The sequence below is a fragment of the Streptomyces sp. NBC_00440 genome, from assembly GCF_036014215.1.
Taxonomy (GTDB): Bacteria; Actinomycetota; Actinomycetes; order Streptomycetales; family Streptomycetaceae; genus Streptomyces.
In genome coordinates this window covers 8096683-8122781 of sequence record NZ_CP107921.1, presented here as the reverse complement: position 1 = coordinate 8122781, position 26099 = coordinate 8096683, and the positions used below count along the sequence as shown (strand labels likewise).

Genomic DNA, 26099 nt, shown 5'->3' with positions numbered 1-26099 from the left:
AGCACCGACGAGCGCCCCCGGCCGGTCCAAGCCGGCCCAGGCCGGCCCAGGTCAGCCCCATTCTGCTCAGGTCGGCCGGGGCCGGCCGGTCCGACCGCGCATTCCCGGAAGACGGGAGCGTCCCGCCCAGTGCGGCGGGACGCTCCCCCGGGACCCGAGCCGCGCGGCTACAGAGTGCGCTCCAGGCGGTCGGCCAGCAGCTTGACGAAGCGCGACGGATCGCTCAGCTCGCCGCCCTCGGCCAGCAGCGCCATGCCGTGCAGAAGCTCCGCGGCCTCTTCGAGGCTGCTGCGGGCACTGTCGTCCGTCCCTTCCGCGTACGCCTTGTTCAATCCGGTCACCAGCGGGTGCCCCGGGTTGAGTTCGAGGATGCGCTTGACGTGCGGAACCTCCTGGCCCATGGCGCGGTACATGTTCTCCAGAGCCGGCGTCACATCATGCGTGTCCGAGACGATGCAGGCCGGCGAGACGGTGAGTCGCGAGGAGAGGCGCACCTCCTTGACGTTCTCGCTCAGCCGGTCCGTCATCCAGGTCAGCAGGGCCTCGAACTCCTGCTGCTGCTTCTCGCGTTCGGTCCCGGCCTCCTTCTTCTCCTCCTCGGTGCCGAGGTCGACTTCGCCCTTGGCAACGGACCTCAGCTGCTTCCCGTCGAACTCGGGAACCGCCTCGACCCACACCTCGTCGACGGGGTCGGTGAGCAGGAGTACCTCGATGCCCTTGGCCCGGAACGCCTCCATGTGCGGGGAGCTCTCGATGGCCTGGCGGGACTCGCCCGTCAGGTAGAAGATGTGCTCCTGGCCGTCCTTCATGCGTTCCACGTACTGCCGCAGGGTGGTCGGCTCGTCCTCGCTGTGGGTGGTGGCGAAGGAGGAGACACCGAGGATGGCGTCGCGGTTCTCGAAGTCGCTCAGCAGTCCTTCCTTGAGGACGCGGCCGAACTCCCGCCAGAACGTGGCGTAGCGCTCCGGCTCGCCGGACATCATGTCCTTGACCGTCGACAGGACCTTCTTCGCCAGGCGGCGGTGCATCAGCTGGATCTGCCGGTCCTGCTGGAGGATCTCGCGCGACACGTTGAGCGACAGGTCCTGCGCGTCGACGACACCCTTGACGAAGCGCAGATACGGCGGCATCAGTGCTTCGCAGTCGTCCATGATGAAGACGCGCTTCACGTACAGCTGGATTCCGCGCTGGTAGCCCTGCGTGAACAGGTCCTGCGGTGCGTGGGCGGGGATGAACAGCAGCGCCTGGTACTCGAAAGTGCCCTCCGCCTGCAGCCTGATCGTTTCGAGGGGGCTGTTCCAGTCGTGGCTGATGTGCTTGTACAGCTCGTGGTACTCGTCGTCCGTGACCTCGTCGCGCGACCGCGCCCAGAGGGCCTTCATCGAGTTCAGGGTCTCGGGCTCGGCGGGGGTGGCCTCGCCATCGGCCCCCTCAGCCCCTGTCTCCGTCTCCCCTTCCGTGCCGCTCGCGTCGGCGGCCGCGGAATCGGAGACGAGCCTGACGGGCCAGGTGATGAAGTCCGAGTAGCGCTTGACGATCTCCCGGATCTTCCACGGGGAGGCGTAGTCGTACAGCTGGTCCTCGGAGTCCTCCGGCTTGAGTCGGAGTGTGACCGCGGTGCCCTGGGGGGCGTCTTCGACGGTTTCGATGGTGTACGTACCCGCGCCGGTCGACACCCAGCGGGTGCCGTGGCTCTCGCCCGCACGGCGGGTCAGCAGGGTGACCTCGTCGGCCACCATGAAACTGGAGTAGAACCCGACTCCGAACTGACCGATCAGTCCGTCGGCAGCGGCGGCGCCCTCCGCTTCCTTCTCCTTGAGCTCCTGCAGGAACTTGGCCGTGCCCGAGTTGGCGATCGTGCCGATGAGCTGGACCACTTCGTCGTGCGACATACCGATGCCGTTGTCGCGCACGGTGAGCGTACGGGCCTTCTCGTCCGGCTCTATGGCGATGTGGAGATCGGACACGTCCGCACCGAGAGAGTCGTCGCGGAGGGCTTCGATACGAAGTTTGTCGAGCGCGTCGGAGGCGTTGGAGACCAGTTCGCGCAGGAACACGTCTTTGTTCGAGTAGATCGAGTGGATCATCATCTGGAGAAGCTGACGCGCTTCCACCTGAAACTCGAACGTCTCAGTCGGCATAATCCATGCTTCCTTCTCAGGTCATCAAGTGACGGGGACTGACCTGGGAACTCTAGAACAGCCGACGGCGGTTCAGGTCCCGATCGCCGTCCGGAGCACAGCCGCTCGCAGTGCGGGCAAGGGCCTTCGAACGGCACCGACCTCACTCGGCACAGACCCACAGGTACGCCTTGCGCCATACCTTGCGACGTGATTCACTCCATAGGTACGAAGATAGTCGTACCAATCCACTGCACACGGTCAACTTCAGGAGCAGCGTCATGAATCCGGAACGCAAAGTCGCCCTGGTCGTCGGGGCGAACGGAGTTGTCGGCCGCGACACCATCCAGCACCTCCGCGATCTCAACGACTGGGAGATCATCGGGGTTTCCCGGCGCGGAGGCACGGACACGGGCCGAGTGCGCTACATCGCCGTGGATCTGCTGGACGCCGATGACGCCCGCCAGAAGCTCGGCGGGCTGACCGAAGTGACGCACATCTTCTACGCGGCGTTCCAGGACCGGCCGACCTGGGCGGAGCTCGTACCCCCGAACCTCGCCATGCTGGTGAATTCCGTTGACGCCATCGAGCCGGTGGCGTCCGGTCTGCGGCACATCAGCCTGATGCAGGGCTACAAGGTCTACGGCGCGCACCTCGGCCCGTTCAAGACCCCGGCACGGGAGAGCGACGCGGGACACATGCCGCCGGAGTTCAACGTGGACCAGCAGTCCTTCCTGGAACACCGGAGCCAGGGCAAGCCCTGGACGTGGTCGGCGATCCGCCCTTCGATGGTGGGCGGCGCCGCTCTCGGCAACCCGATGAATCTGGCCCTGGTCATCGCCGTGTACGCGTCCATCTCGAAGGAGCTCGGCCTGCCCCTGCGCTTCCCGGGCAAGCCCGGCGCCTACACCAGCCTCTTCGAGATGACGGACGCCGGCCTGCTCGCGAAGGCGACAGTCTGGGCGGCGACCGACGCGAACGGAGAGGGACAGGCCTTCAACATCGCCAACGGCGATCTGTTCCGGTGGGAGGAGATGTGGCCCAGGATCGCCGCGTACTTCGAGATGGATGTCGCCCCGCCTCTGCAGATGTCTCTCACCACCGTCATGGCGGACAAGGAGGCCCTGTGGAACGAGATGTCGGCCCGGTACGGTCTCGCGCACTCATACGAGGAAGTCTCCTGCTGGAACTTCGGCGACTTCGTGTTCGGACTCGACTACGACATGTTCGCCGACACATCGAAGTCACGGCGGGCAGGCTTCCACGAGTACGTCGAGACCGAGCAGATGTTCATCAGCATCTTCGAGGAATTCCGCAAGCGGAAGATTGTCCCGTAACTCCCCGGGAATCACTCACCATCGACCGCCATCACCCAGTGTTGCGGGACCCTGGGCTGTCGACCAGAATGCGGGCATGACGGGTGAACTGAGGCCAGCTGACGACTCTTCCGGGAACGGCACGACGCCCGCACTGCGGGCGTCCGACCGCGAGCGGGACCAGGTCGTCGAAATTCTGCAGGTGGCCGCGGGCGACGGCCGGCTCACCGCGGCCGAGCTGGACGAGCGCCTGGACGCCGCACTCTCCGCCCGCACCCTGGACCAACTGGCCGAGCTGACCGCCGATCTGCCGTCGGAAGGAATGCCCCCACAAGCCAGGGAACTGGTCCGCATCGACCAGCGTTTCGGCGATGTCACCCGCACCGGCCGCTGGCTGGTTCCGCGCCGCATGGAGATCCGGCTGATGTTCGGCGATGCGAAGCTGGACTTCACCGACGCGGTGATCACCCACAGCACCCTGCACATCGAAGTCGATCTGCGCATCGGGGGAAACCTGACCCTGGTGACCCGGCCGGGCATCGTGGTCGACATTGACGACCTGGAGCGCAGCAGCGGCGACGTCAAGATCCGGCCGGCATCAGGCCCGGACGCTCCCGTCACGCTTCGTGTGCAGCTGTCCGGGCGGTCCCGCGGTGGCGACATCACCGCCCGGCCCCCATACCGCAAGCCCTCGGAGTGGCTGCGCCGCCGCACGCCGAAGAGTATCGGCCGCTGAGCTCGGGGGCTCGGACACGACCCGGGCGACGGGATGCGTTCCGGGTCGGGCAGAGCGCCGGGGTGCTATGCCTGCGGACGGGCGGTCCCGGCGTCCTGGGCGAGCAACGCCAGCAGGCCGGGGAACCGCTGATCGACCTCCAGCCGCCTGAGTCGCACCCCGCGGCGGTTGCCGTAGTCCATATCCGTGACCAGCCCAGACTCGCGCAGCACCCGGAAGTGATGGGTACAAGTCGACTTCGAGACCGGCAGGTTGAAGGATGCGCAGGTGCGCTCCGCATCCCCCGGCTCGACGATCAGCTCCGTCACGACGCGGCGGCGCAGCGGATCGGAAAGGGCCGTCAGGACCTTGCCGAGGTCCATTTCCTCAGGGGTCGGATGCCCCAGCTCGTCCGCCATGATCCCTCACCCTCGGATACGGATTGCTTCGTACCGCGTAGCCCGACCTGCCGCTGCAGGTATCACCGCCACCATACCTAAACGGTGGGGATTCCATCCCGGGCGTGGGAACGGCCCTGGCGCTCGGCTCCTCGGGCCCGAGGAGCCGAGCGCGCGGATCGGCGGCTCAGCAGCTCACTGAATCCAGCGGATCAGAGATCAGGCCAGGATCAGGGCCAGGGATCAGGAGAAGACAACCGACCGCAGCTTCAGCCGCTCCGAGGCGTGCCCTCCGTGGGGCCGGAGGGAGAAGTGGTCGCCCCGGCAGCCGGCTCCGGTGAAGACGGTCGCCGTGGCATCGGTGAAGTTGCGCGGACTGTGGGCGGAGGGCGTGAGCCACTCGTCCGCCACCTGAGGGAGCGTGATGCACTCCCGGCTCGGCGGATCGGTCAGGTGCCCGAGGTGCGGGGCGCCGCTCGGGTCATGGAATACGTAGGTGAAGTCGCCCTCCGCAGCCTGGGCGGAGCCGGAGAAGGTGAGCGTGAGGGCCGCCGCGCCGAGTGCGGCGGTGAAGATGCGGCGGAAGGTGCGGCGCGGACGGGGCTGAGCGTTCATATGGACTTCGGGTTCCCTTCATGACGGTGTGTGCGTGCGATCCCGATCTGCCCAGACACACACAGCGTGATGCCTCCGTCACTCCAAGAAGTGATCATGGAAGGGAGTGACACGGGAGTGACCTGGGAGCGCGCGGCCCCCTGAACACATCGACAGGTGCGGACACTTGGGTATTGACGCGTCGCCGCCTGGGTAGGGCAAGCTCCAGCAGCCGCCGACCCCGCGCGTTTCCCCAGGGCGCCATCCGGCGGCTTCCGTACCGGAGACAACCGGAGACAGCGGCGACCGATCCGCTCCGCACAGGATCCTGCCCCCTCCCCCAGCCCCATGGCCTTCGCTTCGCGGACCATGTCCGGATTCGAGATGGAGAACTCCACCGTGGTCAACCCCGAGCCCGCCGCCGAGCCCGCCGCCCCCGAGCCCATCACCTCCGGGCCCATCGCCTCCGGGCCCATCGTGCTCGACCCCACCGGAGCCGCATCCCACGCCGAACACCGGGAGCTACGCGCGCAGGGCGCCGCCGCCCGCGTCGACATCCTCGGCGTCACGGCGTGGGCCGTCACCGACCCCGCACTGCTGAAGAAGTTACTGACCAGCCCTGACGTCTCCAAGGACGCGCGGCAGCACTGGCCCGCGTTTCCCGAAGTCGTGCAGACATGGCCACTCGCCCTGTGGATCGCCGTCGAGAACATGTTCACCGCCTACGGCAGCGAGCACCGCAGACTGCGGCGGCTGGTCGCCCCCGCCTTCAGCGCCCGGCGGATCACCGCACTGAAGCACCGCATCGAGGCCCTCACATCCGGGCTGATCGACGCCTTGGAAGAACGGGAAGAAGCGGAGGCCGGGGAACCGGTCGACCTCCGCACGCGTCTCGCACACCCGCTGCCCATCCGTGTCATCAGCCATCTGATGGGGCTGCCCAGCGACCGGAGCGAAGAGTTCCGGGCAGTTGTCAACGGTGTCTTCGACACAACCCTCTCGGTGGAGCAGGCCACCGCCAACACAGGCCTGCTCTACGAGGTTCTGGACGATCTCGTCGCCGCGAAGCGGACCCGGCCGGGCGACGACATGACGTCTCTGCTCATTGCCGCACGGGACGACGAGGGCGACGGGTCGGCGCTCACCGAACGGGAACTCCGCGACACACTGCTGCTGATGATCAGCGCCGGCTACGAGACGACCGTCAACCTGATCGACCAGGCGATCACCGCCCTGCTGACCGATCCCGCCCAACTCGCCCACGTCCGCTGCGGGAAGGCCTCCTGGCCCGACGTCGTCGAAGAGACGCTGCGCGTGGAACCCGCGGTCAAGCATCTGCCGCTGCGTTACGCCGTACGCGACATCACCCTGCCCGACGGCCGCACGATCGGCCGGGGCGAAGCGATCCTCGCCTCGTACGCGGCAGCCAACCGCCATCCCGCATGGCACGGCGAGGACGCCGACACCTTCGATGTCACCCGCATCGCACCGGAGCATCTCGCCTTCGGCCACGGCGTCCACTTCTACCTCGGCGCACCACTGGCCCGCCTTGAGGTCGCGACCGCGCTCCAGCAGTTGTTCGAGCGGTTCCCCGATGTCGAACTCGCCGTACCGGCAGGGGATTTGAAGCCAGTCGCCTCACTGATCAGCAACGGCCACCAGGCGCTCCCGGTACGCCTCCGCCCGGTCGCTTCTTCAAGCTGAGACGCGGTGATGGACGCGCACGGCCTTCGTTCGAGGTGGCGAGCTTCCCGCTGCCGCGAGCCGGAGAACACCCGCCCGGAGAGGCGGCACCCTGTTCATTGAATTGTTAACGCAGCTGCGTTAGATTCCATCTTATGGATAGTCAGAGCGCGTCGACCCGGCTTCATCTGATTGCGACCGCCGAGCGCCTCTTCGCGGAGCACGGCATCAACGCGGTCTCGATGCGGAAGATCGCCGCGGATGCGGGCCAGCGCAACGACAATGCGGTCCAGTACCACTTCGGCTCCAAACAGGGCCTGGTCGACGCGGTCTTCGAGCACCGGCAGGTCCCGATCGACGTGCGCAGGACCGCGCTCATCGACGGCTTCGACCGGGAGGGGCGGGGCAGCGATCCGTACGCGATCGCTGAGGCGTTCGTCCTGCCGCTGGCCGAGTTGCTGGAGGCCGCGCCGGGCGGCAGCTGGTACCTGCGGTTCTGCGTGCAGGCCACCTACACCCTCCATCCCGATGTCGCCACCCTCACGCTGAGCGACCTGGAGGCGCGGCCGGGGACGAACGGTCTGATGCGGCTGCACGAGCGTGCCCGCAAGGTGCTGGCCGGCGAGGGCCTGCCCGCACCGCTCGACCTGCAGCGATGGTGGCACTTCACCGGCTTCCTCACTCACTCGCTCGCCGACCGCGAGGCCCGGCTGCATTCCGACGGGCTGCGCGAGCTCGGCCCCGCGAAGCTGTTCATCTCCGGTCTGATCGACACCGGAGCAGCCGTCCTCACCGCGCCGTGCCGGCCGTCGACCCTGGCGCTCGCCGAGGGCGGGGCCGGCACCGCGGTACGCGGCAGCTGAACCGGCGTTCCCGCACACATCCCGCCCCGACCCGGCCCTGAAGTCCCCAGGAGGCCCAGTCATGAGCACATCCCTCACCGATACCGCACGCCGTGGTGACCGCCCGGTATTCGACAACGGCGTATCCGCCGTGCCTGTACGCGAGTTGACCCCCACCGGGAAGTTCACCCCCGGCCTGCCCTACGAGTTGTTCGGCCTCGCTCCGTGCAGCCCGGCCATCGGCGCCGAGATCTCCGGCGTGGACCTGGCCCGGCCGCTCACCCATGAGCTGCACCAGGAGCTGCACCGCGCGCTGCTGGAGTGGAAGGTGCTGTTCTTCCGCGACCAGCGCCTGACGCCGATTCAGCACCGTGATCTGGCCCGCTGGTGGGGTACCCCGGAGGTCCATCCGTTCCTGCCCAAGGCCGATCTGCCCGAGGTGGTCCGGCTCTCCCGGGGCGCCGACTCTCCGGCCGTGGAGAACGTCTGGCATTCCGACGCCTCCTTCGAGACCACGCCGCCGATGGGCTCCATCCTGCGCGCCGTGCACGTGCCCGACGTGGGCGGCGACACACTGTGGGCCGACATGGCCGCCGCCTATGACGGGCTGCCCGAAGATGTGAGGACGAGGCTGGAAGGCCTGTGCGCAGTCCATGACTTCACCCGAAGTTTCGGCCGTCGGCTCGGCCCCGACGACCTCGCGCGCATGCAGCAGAAGTACCCGGCGGTGGCGCACCCCGTGGTCCGCACGCTTCCGGAGAGCGGCCGCAGGCTCATCTACGTCAACCGGATCTTCACCCAGCACATCGAGGGCCTGTCCGGGCAGGAGGGCCGCGAACTCCTGGAGTTCCTGTACGACCAGGCCCGCCACCCCGAGTACCAGTGCCGCCTGCGCTGGCGTGCCGACACCGTCGCCTTCTGGGACAACCGTGCCACCCAGCACTACGCCAGCGGCGACTACTACCCCCATACCCGCGTCATGGAGCGCGTGACCATCCTCGGGGACCGCCCCCAGTGACCGTGCCGGAGGCAGACGTGTCGACGGAACGGAGCCCGGCCCCGACCCGGCACCGCCTGGTCCACGCCGCTTTCTGGGGCGCCGGCCTGTACTTCGGCTGGCGCTGGGCCTCGGAGAGCGGTCCGGCATGGCAGCACGCCCTGCAGTTGCTGGCCATCATGCTGGCCGCCATGAGCGCCGTGCAGTTGGTGCGCCGGTGGCGCGTGCGGCACCGGCGAGGAGACGGCGTTCTGGGCAGGCTCCCGGTGCGCGATCTGTTCCTCGCCAAGCTGCTGCTGATCGCCTCGGCACTCGCCCTCGATTACCTGCTCCAGTGCTGGATCCCTCCGCAGAGCGCCCAGATCATCGCCGGAGCCGGGCTGTGCGTGGCCTTCGCCACCATCGGGCCCGCCCTGCACAGGCGCCACAGCGACTCTCGCGCGCCCTGAGCACACACGGGGCCCGGCAGAGAACACCGTAGCGGCGGCCGCTCGTTCCACAGAAATTAACGCATGCTCGTTAACAATTCGGCCCTGAGGCCTTAGCCTCGCCTCTCACCATGACGCTCAGAGAGGATGACCGATGGCCTCGCCGGCTCTCCACAACATCCCGCAGGTGCTCGGACCGGCGCGGCTCGGTCCGCTGTCCCTGCGCAACCGGATCATCAAGGCGGCGACGTTCGAGGGCGCCACGCCCGACGCACTGGTCACGGAGCGGCTCATCGAGTATCACCGCGCTCCCGCGGCCGGCGGTGTGGGCATGACCACCGTGGCGTACCTGGCGGTCGCTCCGGAGGGCCGCACCGAGCGCAGGCAGATCTGGCTGCGCCCCGAGGCGGTCCCGGGGCTGCGCCGCCTGACCGAGGCGGTGCACGCGGAGGGCGCCGCGGTCTCGGCCCAGATCGGCCATGCCGGGCCCGTCGCCGATGGGTCCTCCAACCGGAGTCCCGCGCTCGCCCCCACCCGCCGGTTCAACCCGCTCAGCATGAGATGGGCCCGGGCCGCGACCCCGGCGGACATCACCCGGATCATCCGGGCCCACGGAGAGGCGGCGAAGTTCGCCGCCGACTCGGGCTTCGACGCCGTGGAGATCCACCTCGGGCACAACTACTTCGCCAGTGCGTTCCTCAGTCCTCGGCTCAACCGGCGCACGGACCGGTACGGCGGCAGCCTCGCCAACCGCGCCGAGGTGGCGCGCGGCATCGCCGGAGCGGTGCGCGAGGCGGTCGGCGACCGTTTGGCGGTGACCGCCAAGCTCAACATGGACGACGGCGTACCCGGAGGCAGTTGGCTCGACGAAAGCCTCCAGGTCGCCAGGTGGCTGCAGGATGACGGCTCGGTGGACGCGCTGGAGCTGACCGCGGGCAGCTCGCTGCTCAACCCCATGTACCTCTTCCGCGGCGCGGCCCCGGTCCCCCAGTTCGCCGCCGCCTTTCCGCAGCCGCAGCGGCTCGGCGTCGGGCTGCTCGGCAAGCGGTTCCTCATCGACTACGCCTACCGGGAGGCCTATCTGCTGGATTCGGCGCGGCAGTTCCGCGCCGCCCTGGAGCTGCCGCTGATACTGCTCGGCGGGATCGCCGACCTCGCGACCGCCGAGCAGGCCATGGCCGAGGGCTTCGACTTCGTGGCGATGGGGCGGGCGCTGCTGCGGGAGCCGGACCTGGTCAACCGGTATGCCGCCGGGGCGAGCACCACGTCGCTGTGTGTGCACTGCAACCGCTGTATGCCGACCATCTACAGCGGCACGCGCTGCGTGCTCGTCGAGCCGGAGTCGCCCGACCGGGCCTGAGCGTGTGAACGCGGACTTGCCGGCCGAGGGGCGAGAAGACAGCGGCAGGGGTACTCAGTGGCTCGCTGCCGCCCGGACCTTGCTGTTCAGATCGCGGTGGATGACGCGGGAGGCACCCTCGATGGTGTCGATGCCGTACTCCATCGTCTTGTTTCCGCTGGAGAGAACGGTCATGCCGTAGTCGTGGCCGTGCCCGGTGAAGAAGCCGACGCTGTGCACCCGCCATCCGCCGGTCGCACGGGACAGCCAGCCGTTCTTGACGTGCGTCGTGGCGGTGGCCGGTGAGCCCGCGGGCACACCCCACTTCTGGTCGGCCTCGACCTTGGCCATCAGGCCCAGGGCGTAGCCGCGTGAGGTCTGGTTCAGCACGGAGTTCTTGGTCGTGAGGAGCTTCATGAGCGTGAGCTCGTCGGATGCGGTGATCTGGGTGAGGCCCCACGTTCCATCGGCGCCCGGGACGGTGTGCCGCATCTTCGCGAGATCGAGGAAGTGCTTGACGCGGGTCACTCCGAGCTGATTCCAGAGAGCGGACGTGGCGTCGTTGTCGGACTTCGTGATCATGGCCGTGGTCAGTTTCACCTCGCGCGCGGTCAGCTTGCGGTGCGACTCCTCGGCCTCGCGCAGCAGCGTTCCCAGCACCGTGACCTTCACCACACTCGCCGAGTCAAAATGCGCAGTGGCCTTGAACTCGCAGCTGGTCTTGGTCGTGCGGTCATAGACGGCCAGCGCCGACGCGTCCTTGCGTCCCTTGAGCGCGCCGGCGATGTCGTGCGACAGCTCCGGTGCCAGGCCGGGCTTCTTCGAGGTGCAGACGACCTTCGAGCCACCCACGGTGGCGCTCGCCGAGTCGGTCGTTTCCGTCGGCGCGCCGTCGGTGGCCGCCGAGGCCGCGGTCGCCCCGGCGAGCGGGGTGAGCAGCGCTCCGGCTGCCACGGAAGCGGCGAGTCCGCGGCGCGCGCAGGCCGGTATGCGTGAGCGGTGCATGAAGGTACGTCCTGTTCCCGCGGTGGGTCGAAGTCCGTCTCGTCCGACCTCGCACGACCGGGCCGGAAGGCCGGTCTACCGCTGCTTCGGTGGAGTTCCGCCCGGCGGGCCGACCTGCGGCGGACAGCCCGGACCGGGGTGTGGCGTGCAGAGAAAGTCGCCGGACGGGGGCCGGCCCACCGTGCGGGCCGGCTCGGATTCCCGTTCCTGGAGTCAGAACCACCGTAGAGGCACCCTCGGCGCGCACCTCGGACACACTGGGCGAATTGTCCGAATTTGAGTAGCTATGTCGGCGTGTGACATTCGCCAACCCGCGGGCACGGAATAGCACCGCCCGCGACAAGTCGAGCCGGGCCGCCCGTCGAGCCCGTAGCGACCGCGATCGGCGGCCGGGGCCGACATCCGCCGACACCGGCCCCTACCTCCGAGGCTCCGCACCCGAGACCCCACCCCCGAGGCCTGCCCGGCAGATGTCGGCAGCTCCCCCGCACGGGCCCCAAGGCCCCGGTCGGCGCGTGCAGTTGAAGCACGGAACCCAGGCCCCACCCCCATCCACCCGCGCCTGCCTGTGACTTCGGAGTACAGCCTTGACAGCCCTCTTGGTCTAGTCCAATCTCATGTCTGCACGCCGTCAAGTTGTCGCCCGGCCGACCCCTTGCATCTCCGGCCGACTGCACCTTGATGACGCCCCCCACTGTCATCGAAAGGACCGGCCATGCGTCGACGTCCCCCCACCTCGTCCCGTCGAACGACCTCCGCCTCCCGGACCGCGGCCGTTGTCGCGGCGGCCGGGCTGGCCGTAGCCGGAGCCGCCCTGACCGCCGGCCCCGCTTCGGCGACACCGGTGAGCCCCAGGGCAGCCGGCAGCTTCGCGCCGTACACCGACATGTCCAATTCCCAGGAAGGGCTGCTGGACACCGCGATCACCCAGCACGGGGTCAAGACGTTCACCGCCGGATTCGTCATCGGCTCAGGCTGCAACCAGATCTGGGGGGACACGCTGCCGGTCGGCAACGACTCGTATACCGACCCGCTGATCAGCAAGGCCAAGTCCGAAGGCGCATCGGTCATCGTGTCCTCGGGCGGCGCCGCGGGGCTGCCGCTCGCCTGGAGCTGTACGGACCAGAGCGCCATCAACGCCGGGTACCAGAAGATCATCGACTCGTACGGGCCCAGCTCGCTCGACTTCGACATCGAGGGCGGCGCCATCGCGGACACCGCCGCTGCGGCACGCAACATGAGCGCGATGAAGACGCTCAAGGCGGCGAACCCCGGACTGACGTTCTCGGTCACACTGCCCGTCCTGCCCAACGGCCTCACAGCCGACGGCGTCAACATCCTCAAGGCCGCCAAGGACGCGGGCGTCAAGATCGACGTCGTGAACATCATGACGATGGATTACTACCAGGGCTCGCAGGACATGGGGCAGGCCGCGATCAGCGCGGGGAAGGCCACCCTCGCCCAGATGCAGTCGGTCGACTCCAGCTACACGTACGCCAATCTCGGGATCACGCCCATGATCGGCGTGAACGACGACGGCTCGGTCTTCTCGACGGCCGACGCCTCGACGGTGAAGAGCTGGGCAGCCGGCAACGGCGTGGGACGGCTGTCGTACTGGTCGGTCAACCGGGACCAGTCCTGCGGTTCGGTCACCACGGCCGCGTCGCCCACCTGCAGCGGTGTGTCACAGGGGCAGCTGGCCTTCGCGGACATCCTGGGCGGCTGACACCACTGCGGGCTGAACCGGCCTCTCCTGCACAACAGAGTTCGAGCAGCCGGGTCCCCCCGGACCGGTGGGACCCGGCTGCCGCACCGTCCACGGCGCTGCACCCCTGTTTGGTGCTGACGGCCCGGCCTGGTGAGGATGGGGGCATGAACCAGATCCAGACGCTCTCTGCCTCCGATGTCGTCGCCGCGGCGGACCGAATCCGCCCCCATGTCCGCCGTACGCCGGTGCTGGACCTGGAGATCGACGGACGCCGCGTCATCCTGAAGCTGGAATACCTGCAGCGCAGCGGTTCGTTCAAACTGCGCGGGGCCGTCAACGCCATGCTGGACTCGGCATCGGACGACCACGTCGTCGCCGCTTCCGGTGGCAATCACGGCCTCGCGGTCGCCACCGCAGCCGCACTCCTCGGCCTCCCGGCGACCGTGTATCTCCCCGAGACGGCCCCCGAGGCGAAGGCCCGGCGCATCGAGGAGGCCGGCGCGCGGCTCGTACGGCACGGCGCCACCTTCGCCGAGGCCGCATCGGCAGCACAGAAGGTCGCCACACAGCCCGGCTACCGCTTCCTCCACCCGTACGACGATCCGGCGGTCGTCGCGGGGCAGGGAACGCTGGCGGCCGAAGTGGTGGCCGACGTCCCCGGGACGGACGCTTTCGCCGTCGCGGCGGGCGGCGGTGGGCTCACCGCCGGTACGGCGCTCGCCGCGGGCGGCCGTCAGGTGGCGGCGGTCGAACCGGAGGGCTGCCGCTCCCTGCACGACGCGCTCGCGGCGGGGAAGCCGGTGAACTCCCCGGTGGACTCGGTCGCTTCGTCCGCGCTGGGTGCTTCGCAGATCGGTGCGGTGGCGTTCGGCATCGTGGCTCAGTACGGCGTGGAGTCGGTACTCGTCAGCGACGCGGAGATCCTGCGTGCCCGTGCCCGCCTGTGGGAGGAGTGCCGTATCGCCGTGGAGCCCGCGGCTGCGGCGCCCTTCGCCGCGTGGCTGGCGGGCCGAGTGCCCGGAGAGCTGCCGTGCGTGGTGCTGTGCGGCGCGAACGCCGACTGGACGGCCGGCTGAGCGCGGTCACGCGCCCGATACCGGTACCCGTGCGAGTTCCCGTACCGCGTGGTCCTGGCGAAAAGGATCTCCCTAGGCTGACGCCATGCCCACCACACCCGCATTCGACATCGTCGCCACCGATCTGGACGGCACCCTGCTGCGCCGCGGTGACACCGTGAGCCCCCGTTCCCGTGCCGCCCTGGCCCTGGCCGCAGCCGCCGGGGCCAGGCATCTGATCGTCACCGGGCGTTCCCTCCCCGGCGTACTGGAGCTGCTCGGGGCTCTGGATTACCGCGGTCCTGTCGTCTGCGGGCAGGGGACGCAGCTGTACGACGCCGGGTCGGCCCGGATGCTGAGCTCCGTGACACTGGACCGCGAACTGGCCGAAACGGCGCTCGGCAAGATCGAGGCGGAGACGGGGCCGGTCTTCGCCGCGGTGGATCAGGACGGGGCCGACGGCCGGACGCTGGCCGAGCCGGGGTATCTGATGCCTCACCCAGCACTGCCCGTCCTGCGGGTCGGGCCGCGGCCGGAACTCTGGGCCAGGCCGGTCATCAAGGTCCTCATACGTCACCCGGAGCTCTCGGACGACGCGCTGGCGGCCGTGGCCCGTTCCGTCGTGGGCGACCTGGCCACCGTCACGATGGCGGGGCCCGGAACAGTGGAACTCGCGCCGTACGGTGTGGACAAGGGCACCGGAATCGCCCTGGCCGCCGAGGTGTTGGGCCATGAACCGGCGCGGCTGGTCGCGTTCGGCGACATGCCCAATGACCTGCCGATGTTCCGTCGCGCCGGACACGGGGTGGCCATGGCCAACGCCCATCCGGAACTCATCGCCGCCGCCGACGAGGTGACCCTGTCGAACGAGGACGACGGCATAGCGGTCGTCCTGGAGCGCCTGTTCGCCTGAACCGGCGCTCCAGGACCGCAGCGGTGTCTCAGATCTTCGTCAGGAACGTGTCCGCGATGGCCTGGTACCCGGTGTCATTGGCATGGATGTCGCCGCGCGCCATATTGGTCCACTGCAGGATGCGCGCCACGTTCAGCGGGACCTGCTTTCCGTCCAGCGGCGCGAGCGGGAGGAAGGAGTTGGTGCGGAACGCCGATGCCACGTCGGCCGTCGGCACTCCGTGAGCGGCGTCGATGAGCCCGATCGTGGCGTTGAGCGTGTCGGCGAGCGGTACGGAGAGAGTGGCCGCGGTCTTCCCCTGAGTGCCCGTCAACCATGCGGCAAGAAAGGGATCGTAGAGGTTCATGCCGATGATCCGGGTCTGCGGGCCGGCCGCTGCCTTGAGCCGGTCCAGGATGGTGTTGAGCCCTGAACCCACTTTCCCGACACCCGACACGGCGCACTTGATGTCGACGTTTCCGTCGGTAAGGCAGCCGTCGACGTCGTTGGCGCCGATGTCCAGTGTCACGACCGCCCGGTCGTCGTGGTGGAGCCGGAGGAAGTGCTCGGCCTCCGCCAACTGGGAGCCGGTGTACGGGTGCGGGTACGGGCAGGGCCCGTCGATCATGGAACCGGTGGTCTCGCCAGGACACCCGAGCCCGACGAAGTCGAAGGGCCGCCCGGCGTCGGCCGCGCGCGCCGACAGCGTGCGGGCTATGTCCTGGGCGTAACCACGGCCGGTGACATGGCCGCCGCCGGGCAGCGTCTGGTATCCGGCGGCCAGCGAGTCACCGAGCGCCAGGTAGTAGCGCGGAGCCGAGGCTCCCGTGGCGGAGGCCGGAGCGGAGAAGCCGAGCAGTGCGACGGCGGCGAGCAGCCCCGCCGTCAGAGCGAGCCTGGCGGGTCTGAGCAGGGAAACACGCATGGAGCCTCCAACAGTGAGGGCGGAGAACTCCGTTGAGGCTACTGTCTGGTAGGGCGGCTGAGTAGGCCCGGAACAGGACTCGCGACAGCGGCCGCCCTATCCGACGCTCGCCCCGGTCGGCTCCCGTACGGCAGTCCCGCCCCACTCTGCGCGTGCCGAGGCCAGTGCGGTGCGGTAGGCGGCGTAGCCGTCCTCGTAGACCTCGCGGATTCCCTCCCTCGGCTCCACGGTGTGGAACAACTGCGCTTGCGTACCGGCCGGTTCGCCGAGGAAGCGACGTGCCACCCGTACCGCGCCGAGCGCCCCCACCTCGTTCTCCACCGGGACCCGGATCTCCCGTCCGAGGATGTCGGCGAAGAGCTGTGTCCACGGGCCGGACCGGGTGCCGCCTCCGCAGGCGGCGAGCGTGCCGGAGAGGCCGGCGGCCTCCAGGCAGTGGCGCGCGGCGTAACCGATGGCCTCACACATCGCGCGGACCACGTCGGCCCGGGTGTGCGCGAGGGTGAGTCCGTCCAGTCGGCCGCGGGCCTGCGGGTCGACGAAGGGTGCGCGCTCCCCCGCGTCGGAGAGGAAGGGCAGCGCCGTGACACCGCCGGCGCCCGGCCGGCTGTCGGCGAGCAGGGCCCCGAGGTCGGCGGTGGCTGTGCCGGTGAGGGTGAGGATCCATTCGAGGGCGGCGGTACCGACCATGGCGGGCATGGAGCGCAGCCAGCGGCCGGGGTCGGGGGTGCAGAGCGACATGCCGGCCGGTTCGGCGCAACTGTCCGTACGGGCACGGTCGGTGAGGACCTGGCAGGCGAGAGTGGTGCCGACGATCAGCAGGCCGTCGCCCACCTCCCGTACGCCACTGCCGATGGCGCAGGCGGGCAGGTCGTACGGACCCGAGGTGAGCGGCAGCCCCTCGGGCAGGTCCAGGAGCGCGGCTCCCCGGGCGTCGAGGCTCAGGACGGTGCCGGGGGCCGCGGGGGCGGCCAGCAGATGGGCCTGGCTCTCGATTCCGCAGGCGGCGAGCGCCTCGTGCGCGTACGTGCGGTTGACCGGGTCGAGGAACGGCAGTGTCGCGTCGGACGCGTCCACGCTGATCCGGCCGGTGAGGCGCTGGGCGACGGCGTCCACGCAGTAGCCGGCGACGGCCGCGTCACGGAGGCTCTGCGGTTCGTGTTCCTGCAGGTGGGCGAGGAGCGGGGCATGGCAGCCGGGGAACATTCCGGAGCCGGTCCGCGCGTACACCTGCTGCACGGTGCCATCCGCCAGCCACTGCGCGACGCGGTCGGCGGCGCGCCCGTCCATCCAGGAGATGGCCGGGCGGACCGCACGGCCCTGGTCGTCGCGCAGCCACAGGCCGTCGCCCTGGCCGGTGAGGGCGACGGCGGAGGGTGGCGCGGGCAGTGCGGCGGCGGTCTCCCTGACGACCTCGGCGACCGTACGGACGACGTCGTCGAGATCCTGCTCGACGCGGCCGCCGGGCAGTCGTTCCAGATGGCTGCGGCGGGTCGCGGTGGCCAGTGGCTGTCCCTCGCTGTCGAAGGCGACGGCCTTGGTGACGGAGGTACCGATGTCCACGCCGATGATCGCGCTCATGGCCGCGCGGCCTCCTGGACCTCGGGGTTGGCGGGATGGGCGAGCTTCTCGCCGCGTACGAAGCGGCCCGCCTCGGCGGCTGTGATCGCGGCGGCACGGTGCGCGGTCTGCCGGGTCGCCCCGGCCAGGTGCGGGGCGGTGACAACGTTCGGCGCCCTGTGCAACTCCCAGTCGGCAGGCGGCGGTTCGATGTCGTAGACGTCGAGGCCGAGGGCTCCGATACGGCCGCTCCTCAGCAGTCCGGGCAGCGGGGCGTAATCGAGGAGTCCGCCGCGGGCGGAGTTGACGAGCACCGCGCCCTCGGGGAGCAGCTTGAGCTTCTCGGCGTCGATGAGGTGGCGGGTCTCGGGGGTGAGCCGGGCGTGCAGGCTCACCACACTGCTGCGCGTCAGGAGTTGGTCGAGGGAGACCGGCTCGACGCCGTCGGCGCGGGCCGCTACGGGGTCGGTGTACGGGTCGGCGACCAGGACATGGGCACCGAAGGCGCGCAGGACCCGGGCGACGATGCGGCCGATCGCCCCGTATCCGACGAGGCCGACGGTCGCGCCGTCGAGTTCGGTGCCCGCTTCGTCGTACGCGTAGAAGTCACCGCGCCACGTCCCGCGTTTCAGCTCGGCGTCGGCCGTGGTGATCCGGCGCATGGCGGTCAGCATCAGGCCGACGGCGAACTCCGCTGCCGCCGGGGCGTTGCGGCCCGGTGCGAAGGAGACGGCGACGCCGTGCCGGGTGGCGGCGGCGAGGTCGACGTTGACCGGGCCGCCCCGGGAGACGGCCACCATCCGGAGCTCCGGGCAGGCGGCGAAGACCCGCTCCGTGAACGGAGCCATCTGGGTGACGCAGAGGGCGGCGCCGTCGAGCGCCGCGATCATCTGCTCCTCGGTGCCGCTGGCCTCGTGTACATCGCCGACCGGGCCGAAGGGCTCGTGCGGCCAGGGCAGGGTGAGTTCACCGATCTCCACCGCGCCACCGGGCTCCTCCGCGGTGCCGAGCTCTTCACGCAGGGCGGTACGGAGCAGACCGGGGAGGACGAAGTGGTCACCGGCGGCGAGGATGCGCATGGGCTGGGCCCTTCTTCGGGTCACGGGTGCACGGTGCGTCAGCGGTGCCGCACCTGCCCGGCCGCCGCATCACTATCATGGGCGTTGATAGATTTAACATCATCGTTTTGAAGAATCAATGGGCCGACACGGACCCGGGCGGCATCGTCTCCCGGGCCGGTGGCGGCCCGCTGCGAAGGAGCGCGATCCGATGGAGGCCCGGCTGCTGCTCGTCCGGCACGGCGAGACGCAATGGCATACGGAGAACCGGTACGCGGGGGTCTCCGACGTACCGCTGACCGCGAAGGGCCTGGAGCAGGCACAGGAGCTCGCGGACTGGGCCCGGCTGCGCGGCGTCGACGCGGTGGCCAGCTCACCGGTCAGCCGGGCACTGCTCACCGCCGGCCCGGCCGCGCGGGCGCTCGGCGCCGAGCCCGAGGTCGTCGATGCGCTGCGTGAGGTGGACTTCGGCTGGGGCGAGGGCCGCACCATCGCGGAGATGACCGCCGAGGACCCCGAGGCGGTGCGGCGGTTCCACGAGGACGCGGAGTCCGGCGCCTTTCCCGGTTCCGAGGCGCCGTCGGCCGCGGCGGCCCGCGCATCGGATGCGCTGCGCGGCCTGGCCCGTCGCCATCGGGGAGCCACGGTCCTGGTGGTCGCGCACAACACGCTGCTCCGGATGGCGCTGTGCTCGATGCTGGGCATTGCAGTGGGCCGCTACCGGCTGGTGTTCCCCCGGCTCGACAACGCGGCGGTGACGGAGATCGAGGTGAGCGGTGACCGCACCGCCCTGCGCTCGCTGAACGTCCCCACCCGGCCGGCCCCTGCGGGCGGTGCGCGAAACTTGGCCGTATGACGACAACCGGCGCCCAGGCCCGCAGGCAGATCATCACGGAGCACGTCCTGGCGAACGGGACCGCGAGCGGCTCCGAGCTCGCGGAGCTCACCGGCGTGAGTCTGATGACCGTGCACCGGGACCTGGACGAACTGGCCAGGCGCGGGGTGCTGCGCCGTTTCAGGGGCGGGGTGTCCGCGCTGCCGTCGACCGTTTTCGAGTCCAATCTCGACTACCGGCTCGGGGTGAACACCGCCGAGAAGGACGCCATCGCGAAGACCGCGGCCGAGCTGGTCGAACCGGGGATGTCGGTGATGCTGGACGACTCCACCACCGCGCTCGCACTGGCCGCGCTGCTGGTGGAGCTGGCTCCGCTGACGGTGGTGACCAACGCCCGGCGGGTCATCGACCTGTTCGCGGGCCGGGACGGGATACGCCTGATCTCACTGGGCGGGGAATACTCGCACCCGCATGACTCCTTCCTGGGCGTCGCGTGCCTGGAGGCCGTCGAAGCGCTCTCGGTGGACATGGTGCTGGTCTCCACCTCGGCGATGGACGCCCGGATGACGTACCACCAGGAGCAGGACGTGGTGCTGGTCAAGCGGGCGATGCTGGCTTCGGGCACCCGGAAGGTCCTGCTGATGGACCGTACGAAGCTGGCCAGGACCGCGCTCCACCGGCTGGGCCCGGTGGAGGACTTCGACCACCTGGTGGTGGACGACCGGGTGGACGCCGCGCTGTTGGCCGCGCTGCAGGAGCGGACGGATGTCAGAGTCGCAGCCACGGGCTGATAACACGGCTTCTTAAAGTATTGCGTGTTAATTTCACAGAGGTCATGATGCGTTCTCGTCGGGGCTGTACGCCCGTGGGCCGATGACACACTGTGGAGGCACGAGCTATGCGCAGCACCGCCGCGAGCACCGCCGCACCTGCGGGAACGGTCTGGGACCGCGCCGGTATCCCCCGGCCGCTCCTGTTCGGCTTCATCGGGGTGCTGATCTTCATGATCGGCGACGGGGTCGAGTCCGGGTTCATCGCTCCGTTCATCAAGGCCAACGGCGCCGGCAGCGAAGTCCGTGCGAGCTATGTGATCACGGCGTACGGCGTGACCGTCATGCTCGCCTCCTGGCTTTCGGGCGCGCTGTCCGAGCTGTGGGGACCGCGGCGGGTGATGCAGATCGGGCTGACCGTCTGGATCGTCTTCGATGTCCTGTTCCTCTCGCTGGGCGCCGCGCAGGGCAACTACCCGCTGATGCTGGTCTTCTACGGACTGCGTGGCTTCGGCTATCCGCTCTTCGCGTTCTCGTTCCTGGTGTGGGTGACAGCGACCGCGCCGGTGGCCAGGCTGGGTGCGGCCGTCGGCTGGTTCTACTTCGCCTTCACGGGCGGGCTGCCGACGCTCGGCTCGCTCACCGCGTCCGTCACCAACCCGCTGTTCGGGAAGTTCGGCACGCTGTGGATCGCACTCGGCGTGATCGCCGTGGGTGGGGCCTTCTGCCTCTTCGGGGTACGCGAACGCACCGGGTTCTCGCGGCTGGCGCCGCCCGGCGTCCGGCCGGTCCAGTCGCTGACGCGCAGCCTCTCCATCGCGTGGACCCATCCGAAGGTCACCGTCGGCTGCGTCGTCCGCATCATCAACACGGCGCCGCAGTTCGGTCTCTGGGTGATCCTGCCCGCGTTCTTCACCGACGAGATGGGCTTCACGGACGGCGACTGGCTGCGACTGCTGTCGATCATGTTCGCCACCAACATCTTCTTCAATCTGCTCTTCGGAGTGGTCAGTGACCGCATCGGCTGGCGCACCACCATCGGCTGGTTCGGTGCGGTGGGCTGTGCGCTGAGCGTCCTCGCGCTGTACTTCGTGCCGAAGCTGCTGACCGGGAACTACTGGGTCGCGGTCGGTGTCGGCATGGTCTACGGCGCCACGCTCGCCGGGTTCGTGCCCATCTCCGCGCTGATGCCGTCGCTGGCACCCGGGAACAAGGGCGGCGCGATGGCCCTGCTCAACCTGGGCGCGGGCGGCGCCGCCTTCGTGGGGCCCGCGATCGTGTCGCTCTTCCTCGGCCCGCTGGGCCGCGATGGAGTGGTGCTGATCTTCGCCGGTCTGTATGTCGTCGCTGCTCTCCTGACGCTCTTCCTCAAACTGCCGAAGGCGTCCGAGGAGGCCATCCAGCAGGGCAAGTCCCTGCACGATGCCGCCGGCGACGAACCGCTCACCGCCCCGGCCACCTGACCCGCGTAACCGCACACGCCTGTCTGCCTGCGTACGAAAGGACCCTTCCCGCAGATGAGTTCCGCCACCGGCGCCCGGCCCGCGCCCGTCCCGGTCGTCGTGGGCGTCGACGTGGCCACCGCCGCGGTCCGGGTGGTGTGCGCCGACGCCCATGGCCGGGTACTCGCCGAGGCCCGCGTCCCGATCGCCCCGCCGGAGCGCCACGAGGGCGGCCGCAGCGAACAGGACGCCCGGTCCTGGTGGCCCGCGACTTCGGCCGCTCTGCGGAAGGCGACCGCGGCGCTGCCCGGCGGCGGCCGTGAGGTGACCGCCGTCGCCGTGTCCGCCACCTCGGGGACCCTGGTGCCGGCCGGTCCTGACGGGGAGCCGGCCGGACCGGCCCTGATGTACGACGACCGGAGCGCCGCAGATGTCAACGCCCGCGCCCAGGAGCTGGGCGCACCACGCTGGCGGGCGCTGGGGCTGACGGTCGGGCCGACTGCCGCGCTGGGGAAGCTGGTGGGGTGCGCGGCCCGCGCCCTCCCCGGCCAGTTGGTGCTGCATACCCCGGACCTCATCGGCCTCAAGCTCACCGGGCATCCGGTGGCCACCGACTGGAGCCATGCGCTGAAGTCCGGCTACGACCCGCGCGCCGGCGAGTGGGCCACCGAGGTCTTCGACGCGTTCGATGTGCCCTCCCGGCTGCTGCCCGCCGTCCAGGCCCCCGGCACACGGAGCGGGACGGTTTCGGCGCGGGCCGCCGCCGATACCGGGCTGCCCGTCGGCTGCGAGGTCCGGCTCGGGATGACTGACGGCTGCGCGGGCCAGATCGCCACCGGCGCGGTGGACCCCGGCCGGTTCGTCGGCGTGCTGGGGACGACGTACGTACTCAAGGGCGTGACCCGCGAGCTGGTCACCGACCCGGCGGGCGCCCTGTACAGCCATCGCCACCCGGACGGCTGGTGGCTGCCGGGCGGCGCTTCGAACACGGGTGGCGAAGCCGTCGCCCGGGTGGAAGCGGCCCGGCTGCCGGGTCTGGACGCGGCGGCGCAGGCGCGCGGCCCGGCCGGCTGTCTCGCCTACCCGCTGCGCCGCGAGGGCGAGCGGTTCCCGTTCGTCTCCGGCGCGGCGCGCGGCTTTCTCGTCGGTACACCGCGGGACGAGGCGGATGAGCACCGGGCGGCGCTGGAGGGAGTGGCCTTCCTGGAGCGGCTGGCTGTGGAACGGGTGCAGGCACTGGGGATCGAGGTGCGGGGTCCGCTGTACGCGGCGGGCGGCGGCAGTCGCAGCGCCGTGTGGAACAGCATCCGGGCGACGGTGCTCAACAGGCCGCTGAGCGTGGCGGAACGGGCCGAGACAGCGTTCGGCGCAGCCCTGCTGGCCGCATCGGGCACGCTCCATCCGGACCTTTCCGCGGCTGTGACGGCGATGGCGGGCGCGGGTCGGACGGTCGATCCGGTGGAGCGGGAGCGGGCCGCGCTGGATGCTTCGTACGAACGGTTCGTCACCGAACTGCGGTCACGGGGCTGGCTGGGCACGGGATGAGTGCGGCTCCGGTGCCGGCACGCGGGCCGGGCCGCTGTACTGCCCTGCCGGCGTCCCGACTTGCCCGGCGTCCCGGCACCGTACTACCGGAAGCGGCGGACGAAGCGGCGCTGCCAGAGGGTTTCCACAGCGTGCGGGTTGTAGTGCTCACGGACGTAACCGACGGCATCGGCCGCCGGCACTCCGTCCAGTACGGCGAGACACGCGAGAGCCGTACCGGTGCGGCCGCGGCCGCCGTGGCAGGCGACCTCGACGCGCTCGTGCGCCGCTCGTTCCCATGCCTCGCGCAGGGCGCCCGCCGCGGCGGCGCGGTCGGCCGGCAGCCGGAAGTCGGGCCAGCGGATCCAGCGCGACTCCCAGTCGACGGCGGCAGGTTCACGGCCCAGCAGGTACAGCGCGAAGGTGGGTGTGAGGCCGGCGGGGAGCGGCCTGCTCAGTCCCCGCCCCCGGACCAGGCGGCCCGACGGCAGTCGCAGTACGCCCGCCGCTGACGGGTCCCAGGTCTCGACCGGTTCCGGCACCGCACCTCCATGGATCGGATCGGGCCGCCCCGCAGCGGCACCGCGTACGGTCCATCGTCCCACCGCCCGGCCTGTTCGCAGTCCTGATGCCCGTCTTGTTCCCAGCCGCAGGTCGGGGTGAAATGCTCCCCACTGAGCTCCTCCTCGGTTCGGGTCCCTGGGTCGGGCTGAATTTTTGACTGATGCGTCAGTCAGCTCTTCCGCGCCAGGCCTTGTCACGGAGGAGGCCGCAGGGAAGCGATCCTGGAGGCCACCTGGCAGTTGATCGCCGAGCGCGGGTTCCACGCCGTGCGGGTCTCGGACATCGCTCGCGTCTGCGGCACGAGCACCGGCACCGTGCACTACTACTTCCCGGGCAAGAGCGATGTGCTCACCGAGGCGCTCAAGTACTGCGTGGAGCAGGCGTTCAACCGGCAGAGCGTCGAGCTGCGCCGTATCACCGGCGCCCATGAGCGGCTGCTCAAGCTGATCGACATGCAGCTCCCACGGGTGGGCTTCATCCGCGACGAGTGGTCGATCTGGCGCCAGTACTGGGCGGAATCAGTGGTCAGACCCGAATTCCGGGCCGCACACAACGAGTTCTACGCCCGCTGGCAGGCGACCGTGATCCGGATCGTGCGGCGCGGGCAGTCACAGGGCGTGTTCCGGGCGGAGGTGGATCCGGAGAACGTCGCGCTGCGGCTCACCGCGCTGACCGACGGGGCGGCGATCCAGGTACTCACCGGGGCGCCCCGGATGACGACGACCGTGATGCGGGAGCTGCTGGTCGACTTCGTCCAGCGGGAACTGGTGGCGTAACGGAGTCGGGCAGTCCGGGGCCACCGGGGGCGTGCAGAACGGGCACCGCCGGTCGGTTCTGAGTCCTGTGCGGGTCAGATCTCGGCGCGGATCTTGCGGGCCACCGCGGTCCCGCGCAGCCGGCGCACGGCAGAGGCGAGCTGCGGATGGCGTTCGCCCACCTGCACGGTGCGGCGGTCCAGCTCCTCGGTGAGCCGCTCGGCACGCTTCTCCACGTCGAGTTCGTCCAGGATGCGGTCGACCTCGGCCAGCAGTGCTCCGTGCAGCTGCCACTGGCGCGGGTGCTGCTGCACGTTCTCCAGGAGGAGATGGGCGACCCGGTCGCGGGTGACCCCGGCGTCCTCAAGTGCGGCCGTCAGCCGGGCCTCGGCGTCCTGGGCGCTCTGCGCGACCGGCGTGGTGATCAGTACGGCGAAGCTCTCGACAGCGTCGGCGAGGTCCCTCATCAGCGCCTGCAGGGCCGAGGCCACGTCGTCCGGGAAGAGCGGCTCGTCGGTGCGCTCCTTCGCCAGGTCGGTCATCGTCCGGGTCAGCACTCGCAGCACGACGGCGCAGATCTCCAGGGTGTCCAGACCGGTGCGCAGCACGACGCGCGACAGCAGCCCCTGGCGTACCCGGGGGTTGAGCAGCAGGCTCTCCTCGGCCTGCCGGAGCGACGCGTCCACCTCGACGATGTCGTGGTCGAGCCTGCGCGCCTCGTGCAGTCGCGCGGCGGCCTGTTCGACCGGGGTGTGGCCCTCCGCCTCCGCACCGATGGCGCGGAGCATCCTGCCCATCGACTCCGCCATCTCCTCGATGGAGCTGCCGGCGGACTGGACCCAGACCGGCGGTGCCAGCAGCAGGTTGAAGAGCAGTCCCACACCCGCACCGATCAGCGTCTCCAGAATCCGGTCCCAGGCGGTGGCGGCCACCTGGGAGACACCGAGCACCAGCATGGAGCTGATGGCGACCTCGGGTACGAACTCGTACACGCGCACCAACCGCCCCACGATCAGCCCGGTGAAGATCGTCACGCCGAGACTCCACCAGGTCAGTCCGACGAGCGTGCTGAAGCCGCTGGCGAGGAGCACTCCGACGACTACGGCGTTCACCCGCCTGACCCCCGTGGTGATGGTCGAGTAGAGCGTGACCTGGACCACGAGCAGGGCGGTCAGCGGTGCGGTGAGTGGTGCGTGCTGCGGCAGGGCCACCAGCGCGACCACGTACGCGATGACCGCGGCCGCCGTGGACCGGAGCGTCTGTGCCCCGATGGGCTCCACCGTCCGTTGGACGAGCTTGACCACGGGTGCGGACACATCAGGCATTCCATGTTCCTTCCTGCGCGGGTGGTGCCTCCGTGCACCCCGGCGGCGGCGCGCCCGTCCACACACGACAGCGGCCAGTGTGACGGCGCCCGGTACCGACGCGCCGACAGGCGCACCGGGGTGTCGCGGCGGCCGGGCGGGGAGGGAGCGGGAATCATCGGCGGGACGCCGCGTACGGAGCGCGGGCGGGCGGGTGACTCGCTGGGCGCCCCGGACGGAGGTGCCCGATGCCACGGGACTACCGTGGTA

General features: G+C 70.0%; 24 protein-coding genes. 15 read left to right on the top strand and 9 right to left on the bottom strand.

The window, feature by feature from the left end; translation table 11 throughout:
* Positions 1-167: 167 nt before the first annotated feature.
* Complete coding sequence (gene htpG / locus OHB13_RS36005) at positions 168-2141, bottom strand: molecular chaperone HtpG (protein WP_328379983.1); 1974 nt, start codon at positions 2139-2141, stop codon at positions 168-170.
* Between the two features lie 260 nt (positions 2142-2401).
* Here htpG and OHB13_RS36000 point away from each other — a divergent pair, with 260 nt between their 5' ends.
* Both OHB13_RS36000 and OHB13_RS35995 read left to right on the top strand, forming a co-directional pair.
* Positions 2402-3457: an SDR family oxidoreductase gene (locus tag OHB13_RS36000; protein WP_328379982.1), complete on the top strand. Its 1056-nt coding sequence runs from the start codon at positions 2402-2404 to the stop codon at positions 3455-3457.
* A 76-nt stretch (positions 3458-3533) separates the two neighbouring features.
* A complete protein-coding gene (locus OHB13_RS35995) occupies positions 3534-4172 on the top strand; it encodes a DUF1707 SHOCT-like domain-containing protein (protein WP_328379981.1) in 639 nt (212 codons plus the stop codon).
* A gap of 65 nt (positions 4173-4237) precedes the next feature.
* Here OHB13_RS35995 and OHB13_RS35990 read toward each other — a convergent pair whose 3' ends face one another.
* Together OHB13_RS35990 and OHB13_RS35985 are read right to left on the bottom strand one after the other, a co-directional pair.
* Positions 4238-4570 (bottom strand): ArsR/SmtB family transcription factor, encoded by a 333-nt coding sequence (locus tag OHB13_RS35990; RefSeq protein WP_328379980.1) that lies wholly within the window; start codon positions 4568-4570, stop codon positions 4238-4240.
* A 222-nt stretch (positions 4571-4792) separates the two neighbouring features.
* Entirely contained in the window at positions 4793-5164 is a 372-nt protein-coding gene (locus tag OHB13_RS35985; RefSeq protein ID WP_328379979.1) for a hypothetical protein, read from the bottom strand.
* A 348-nt stretch (positions 5165-5512) separates the two neighbouring features.
* Between OHB13_RS35985 and OHB13_RS35980 the strand changes: the two genes are divergently transcribed.
* The 5 genes from OHB13_RS35980 (at position 5513) to OHB13_RS35960 (ending at position 10453) form a co-directional block, all read left to right on the top strand.
* On the top strand, positions 5513-6847 hold the full coding sequence (locus OHB13_RS35980; RefSeq protein WP_443062984.1) for a cytochrome P450 family protein: 1335 nt from the start codon (positions 5513-5515) through the stop codon (positions 6845-6847).
* A 134-nt stretch (positions 6848-6981) separates the two neighbouring features.
* On the top strand, positions 6982-7689 hold the full coding sequence (locus OHB13_RS35975) for a TetR/AcrR family transcriptional regulator (protein ID WP_328379978.1): 708 nt from the start codon (positions 6982-6984) through the stop codon (positions 7687-7689).
* A 61-nt stretch (positions 7690-7750) separates the two neighbouring features.
* Entirely contained in the window at positions 7751-8686 is a 936-nt protein-coding gene (locus OHB13_RS35970) for a TauD/TfdA dioxygenase family protein (RefSeq protein ID WP_328379977.1), read from the top strand.
* Positions 8687-8703: 17 nt separating this feature from the next.
* Complete coding sequence (locus OHB13_RS35965; protein WP_328379976.1) at positions 8704-9114, top strand: hypothetical protein; 411 nt, start codon at positions 8704-8706, stop codon at positions 9112-9114.
* 133 nt (positions 9115-9247) lie between these two features.
* Entirely contained in the window at positions 9248-10453 is a 1206-nt protein-coding gene (locus tag OHB13_RS35960) for an NADH:flavin oxidoreductase (RefSeq protein ID WP_328379975.1), read from the top strand.
* A 54-nt stretch (positions 10454-10507) separates the two neighbouring features.
* Here OHB13_RS35960 and OHB13_RS35955 read toward each other — a convergent pair whose 3' ends face one another.
* A complete protein-coding gene (locus OHB13_RS35955; RefSeq protein WP_328379974.1) occupies positions 10508-11437 on the bottom strand; it encodes a serine hydrolase in 930 nt (309 codons plus the stop codon).
* A gap of 715 nt (positions 11438-12152) precedes the next feature.
* On the opposite strand from OHB13_RS35955, the gene OHB13_RS35950 reads away from it, so the two are divergent.
* From OHB13_RS35950 to OHB13_RS35940, 3 genes are all read left to right on the top strand, one after another.
* Positions 12153-13163, top strand: a complete 1011-nt coding sequence (locus OHB13_RS35950) for a chitinase (RefSeq protein WP_266861480.1) — start codon at positions 12153-12155, stop codon at positions 13161-13163.
* Between the two features lie 146 nt (positions 13164-13309).
* Positions 13310-14221, top strand: coding sequence for a serine/threonine dehydratase (locus OHB13_RS35945; RefSeq protein WP_328379973.1), 912 nt, complete (start codon positions 13310-13312; stop codon positions 14219-14221).
* 85 nt (positions 14222-14306) lie between these two features.
* The gene (locus tag OHB13_RS35940) at positions 14307-15113 is read left to right on the top strand and encodes an HAD family hydrolase (RefSeq protein WP_328379972.1); all 807 of its coding nucleotides are present in this window, start codon (positions 14307-14309) and stop codon (positions 15111-15113) included.
* Positions 15114-15141: 28 nt separating this feature from the next.
* On the opposite strand, the gene OHB13_RS35935 is transcribed toward OHB13_RS35940, so the two are convergent.
* The 3 genes from OHB13_RS35935 to OHB13_RS35925 form a co-directional block, all read right to left on the bottom strand.
* Positions 15142-16017 (bottom strand): SGNH/GDSL hydrolase family protein, encoded by an 876-nt coding sequence (locus tag OHB13_RS35935; protein WP_328379971.1) that lies wholly within the window; start codon positions 16015-16017, stop codon positions 15142-15144.
* Between the two features lie 96 nt (positions 16018-16113).
* Complete coding sequence (locus OHB13_RS35930; protein ID WP_328379970.1) at positions 16114-17598, bottom strand: FGGY-family carbohydrate kinase; 1485 nt, start codon at positions 17596-17598, stop codon at positions 16114-16116.
* Complete coding sequence (locus tag OHB13_RS35925; protein WP_328380472.1) at positions 17595-18656, bottom strand: 2-hydroxyacid dehydrogenase; 1062 nt, start codon at positions 18654-18656, stop codon at positions 17595-17597. The genes OHB13_RS35930 and OHB13_RS35925 overlap by 4 nt, the downstream gene beginning before the upstream one ends.
* Positions 18657-18846: 190 nt before the next feature.
* Here OHB13_RS35925 and OHB13_RS35920 point away from each other — a divergent pair, with 190 nt between their 5' ends.
* From OHB13_RS35920 to OHB13_RS35905, 4 genes are all read left to right on the top strand, one after another.
* Positions 18847-19491 (top strand): histidine phosphatase family protein, encoded by a 645-nt coding sequence (locus tag OHB13_RS35920; protein ID WP_266861489.1) that lies wholly within the window; start codon positions 18847-18849, stop codon positions 19489-19491.
* Positions 19488-20261, top strand: a complete 774-nt coding sequence (locus tag OHB13_RS35915; protein WP_266861491.1) for a DeoR/GlpR family DNA-binding transcription regulator — start codon at positions 19488-19490, stop codon at positions 20259-20261. The genes OHB13_RS35920 and OHB13_RS35915 overlap by 4 nt, the downstream gene beginning before the upstream one ends.
* 107 nt (positions 20262-20368) lie before the next feature.
* Positions 20369-21703, top strand: a complete 1335-nt coding sequence (locus OHB13_RS35910; RefSeq protein WP_266861493.1) for an MFS transporter — start codon at positions 20369-20371, stop codon at positions 21701-21703.
* Positions 21704-21757: 54 nt separating this feature from the next.
* Positions 21758-23227, top strand: coding sequence for an FGGY-family carbohydrate kinase (locus tag OHB13_RS35905; protein WP_266861494.1), 1470 nt, complete (start codon positions 21758-21760; stop codon positions 23225-23227).
* An 83-nt stretch (positions 23228-23310) separates the two neighbouring features.
* Here the strand turns inward: OHB13_RS35905 and OHB13_RS35900 are convergent, their stop codons facing one another.
* Positions 23311-23748, bottom strand: coding sequence for a protein-tyrosine phosphatase family protein (locus tag OHB13_RS35900; protein WP_328379969.1), 438 nt, complete (start codon positions 23746-23748; stop codon positions 23311-23313).
* Between the two features lie 240 nt (positions 23749-23988).
* Between OHB13_RS35900 and OHB13_RS35895 the strand changes: the two genes are divergently transcribed.
* Entirely contained in the window at positions 23989-24546 is a 558-nt protein-coding gene (locus OHB13_RS35895) for a TetR/AcrR family transcriptional regulator (protein WP_328380471.1), read from the top strand.
* A gap of 74 nt (positions 24547-24620) precedes the next feature.
* Here OHB13_RS35895 and OHB13_RS35890 read toward each other — a convergent pair whose 3' ends face one another.
* The gene (locus OHB13_RS35890; RefSeq protein ID WP_266861499.1) at positions 24621-25850 is read right to left on the bottom strand and encodes an aromatic acid exporter family protein; all 1230 of its coding nucleotides are present in this window, start codon (positions 25848-25850) and stop codon (positions 24621-24623) included.
* Positions 25851-26099: the final 249 nt, after the last annotated feature.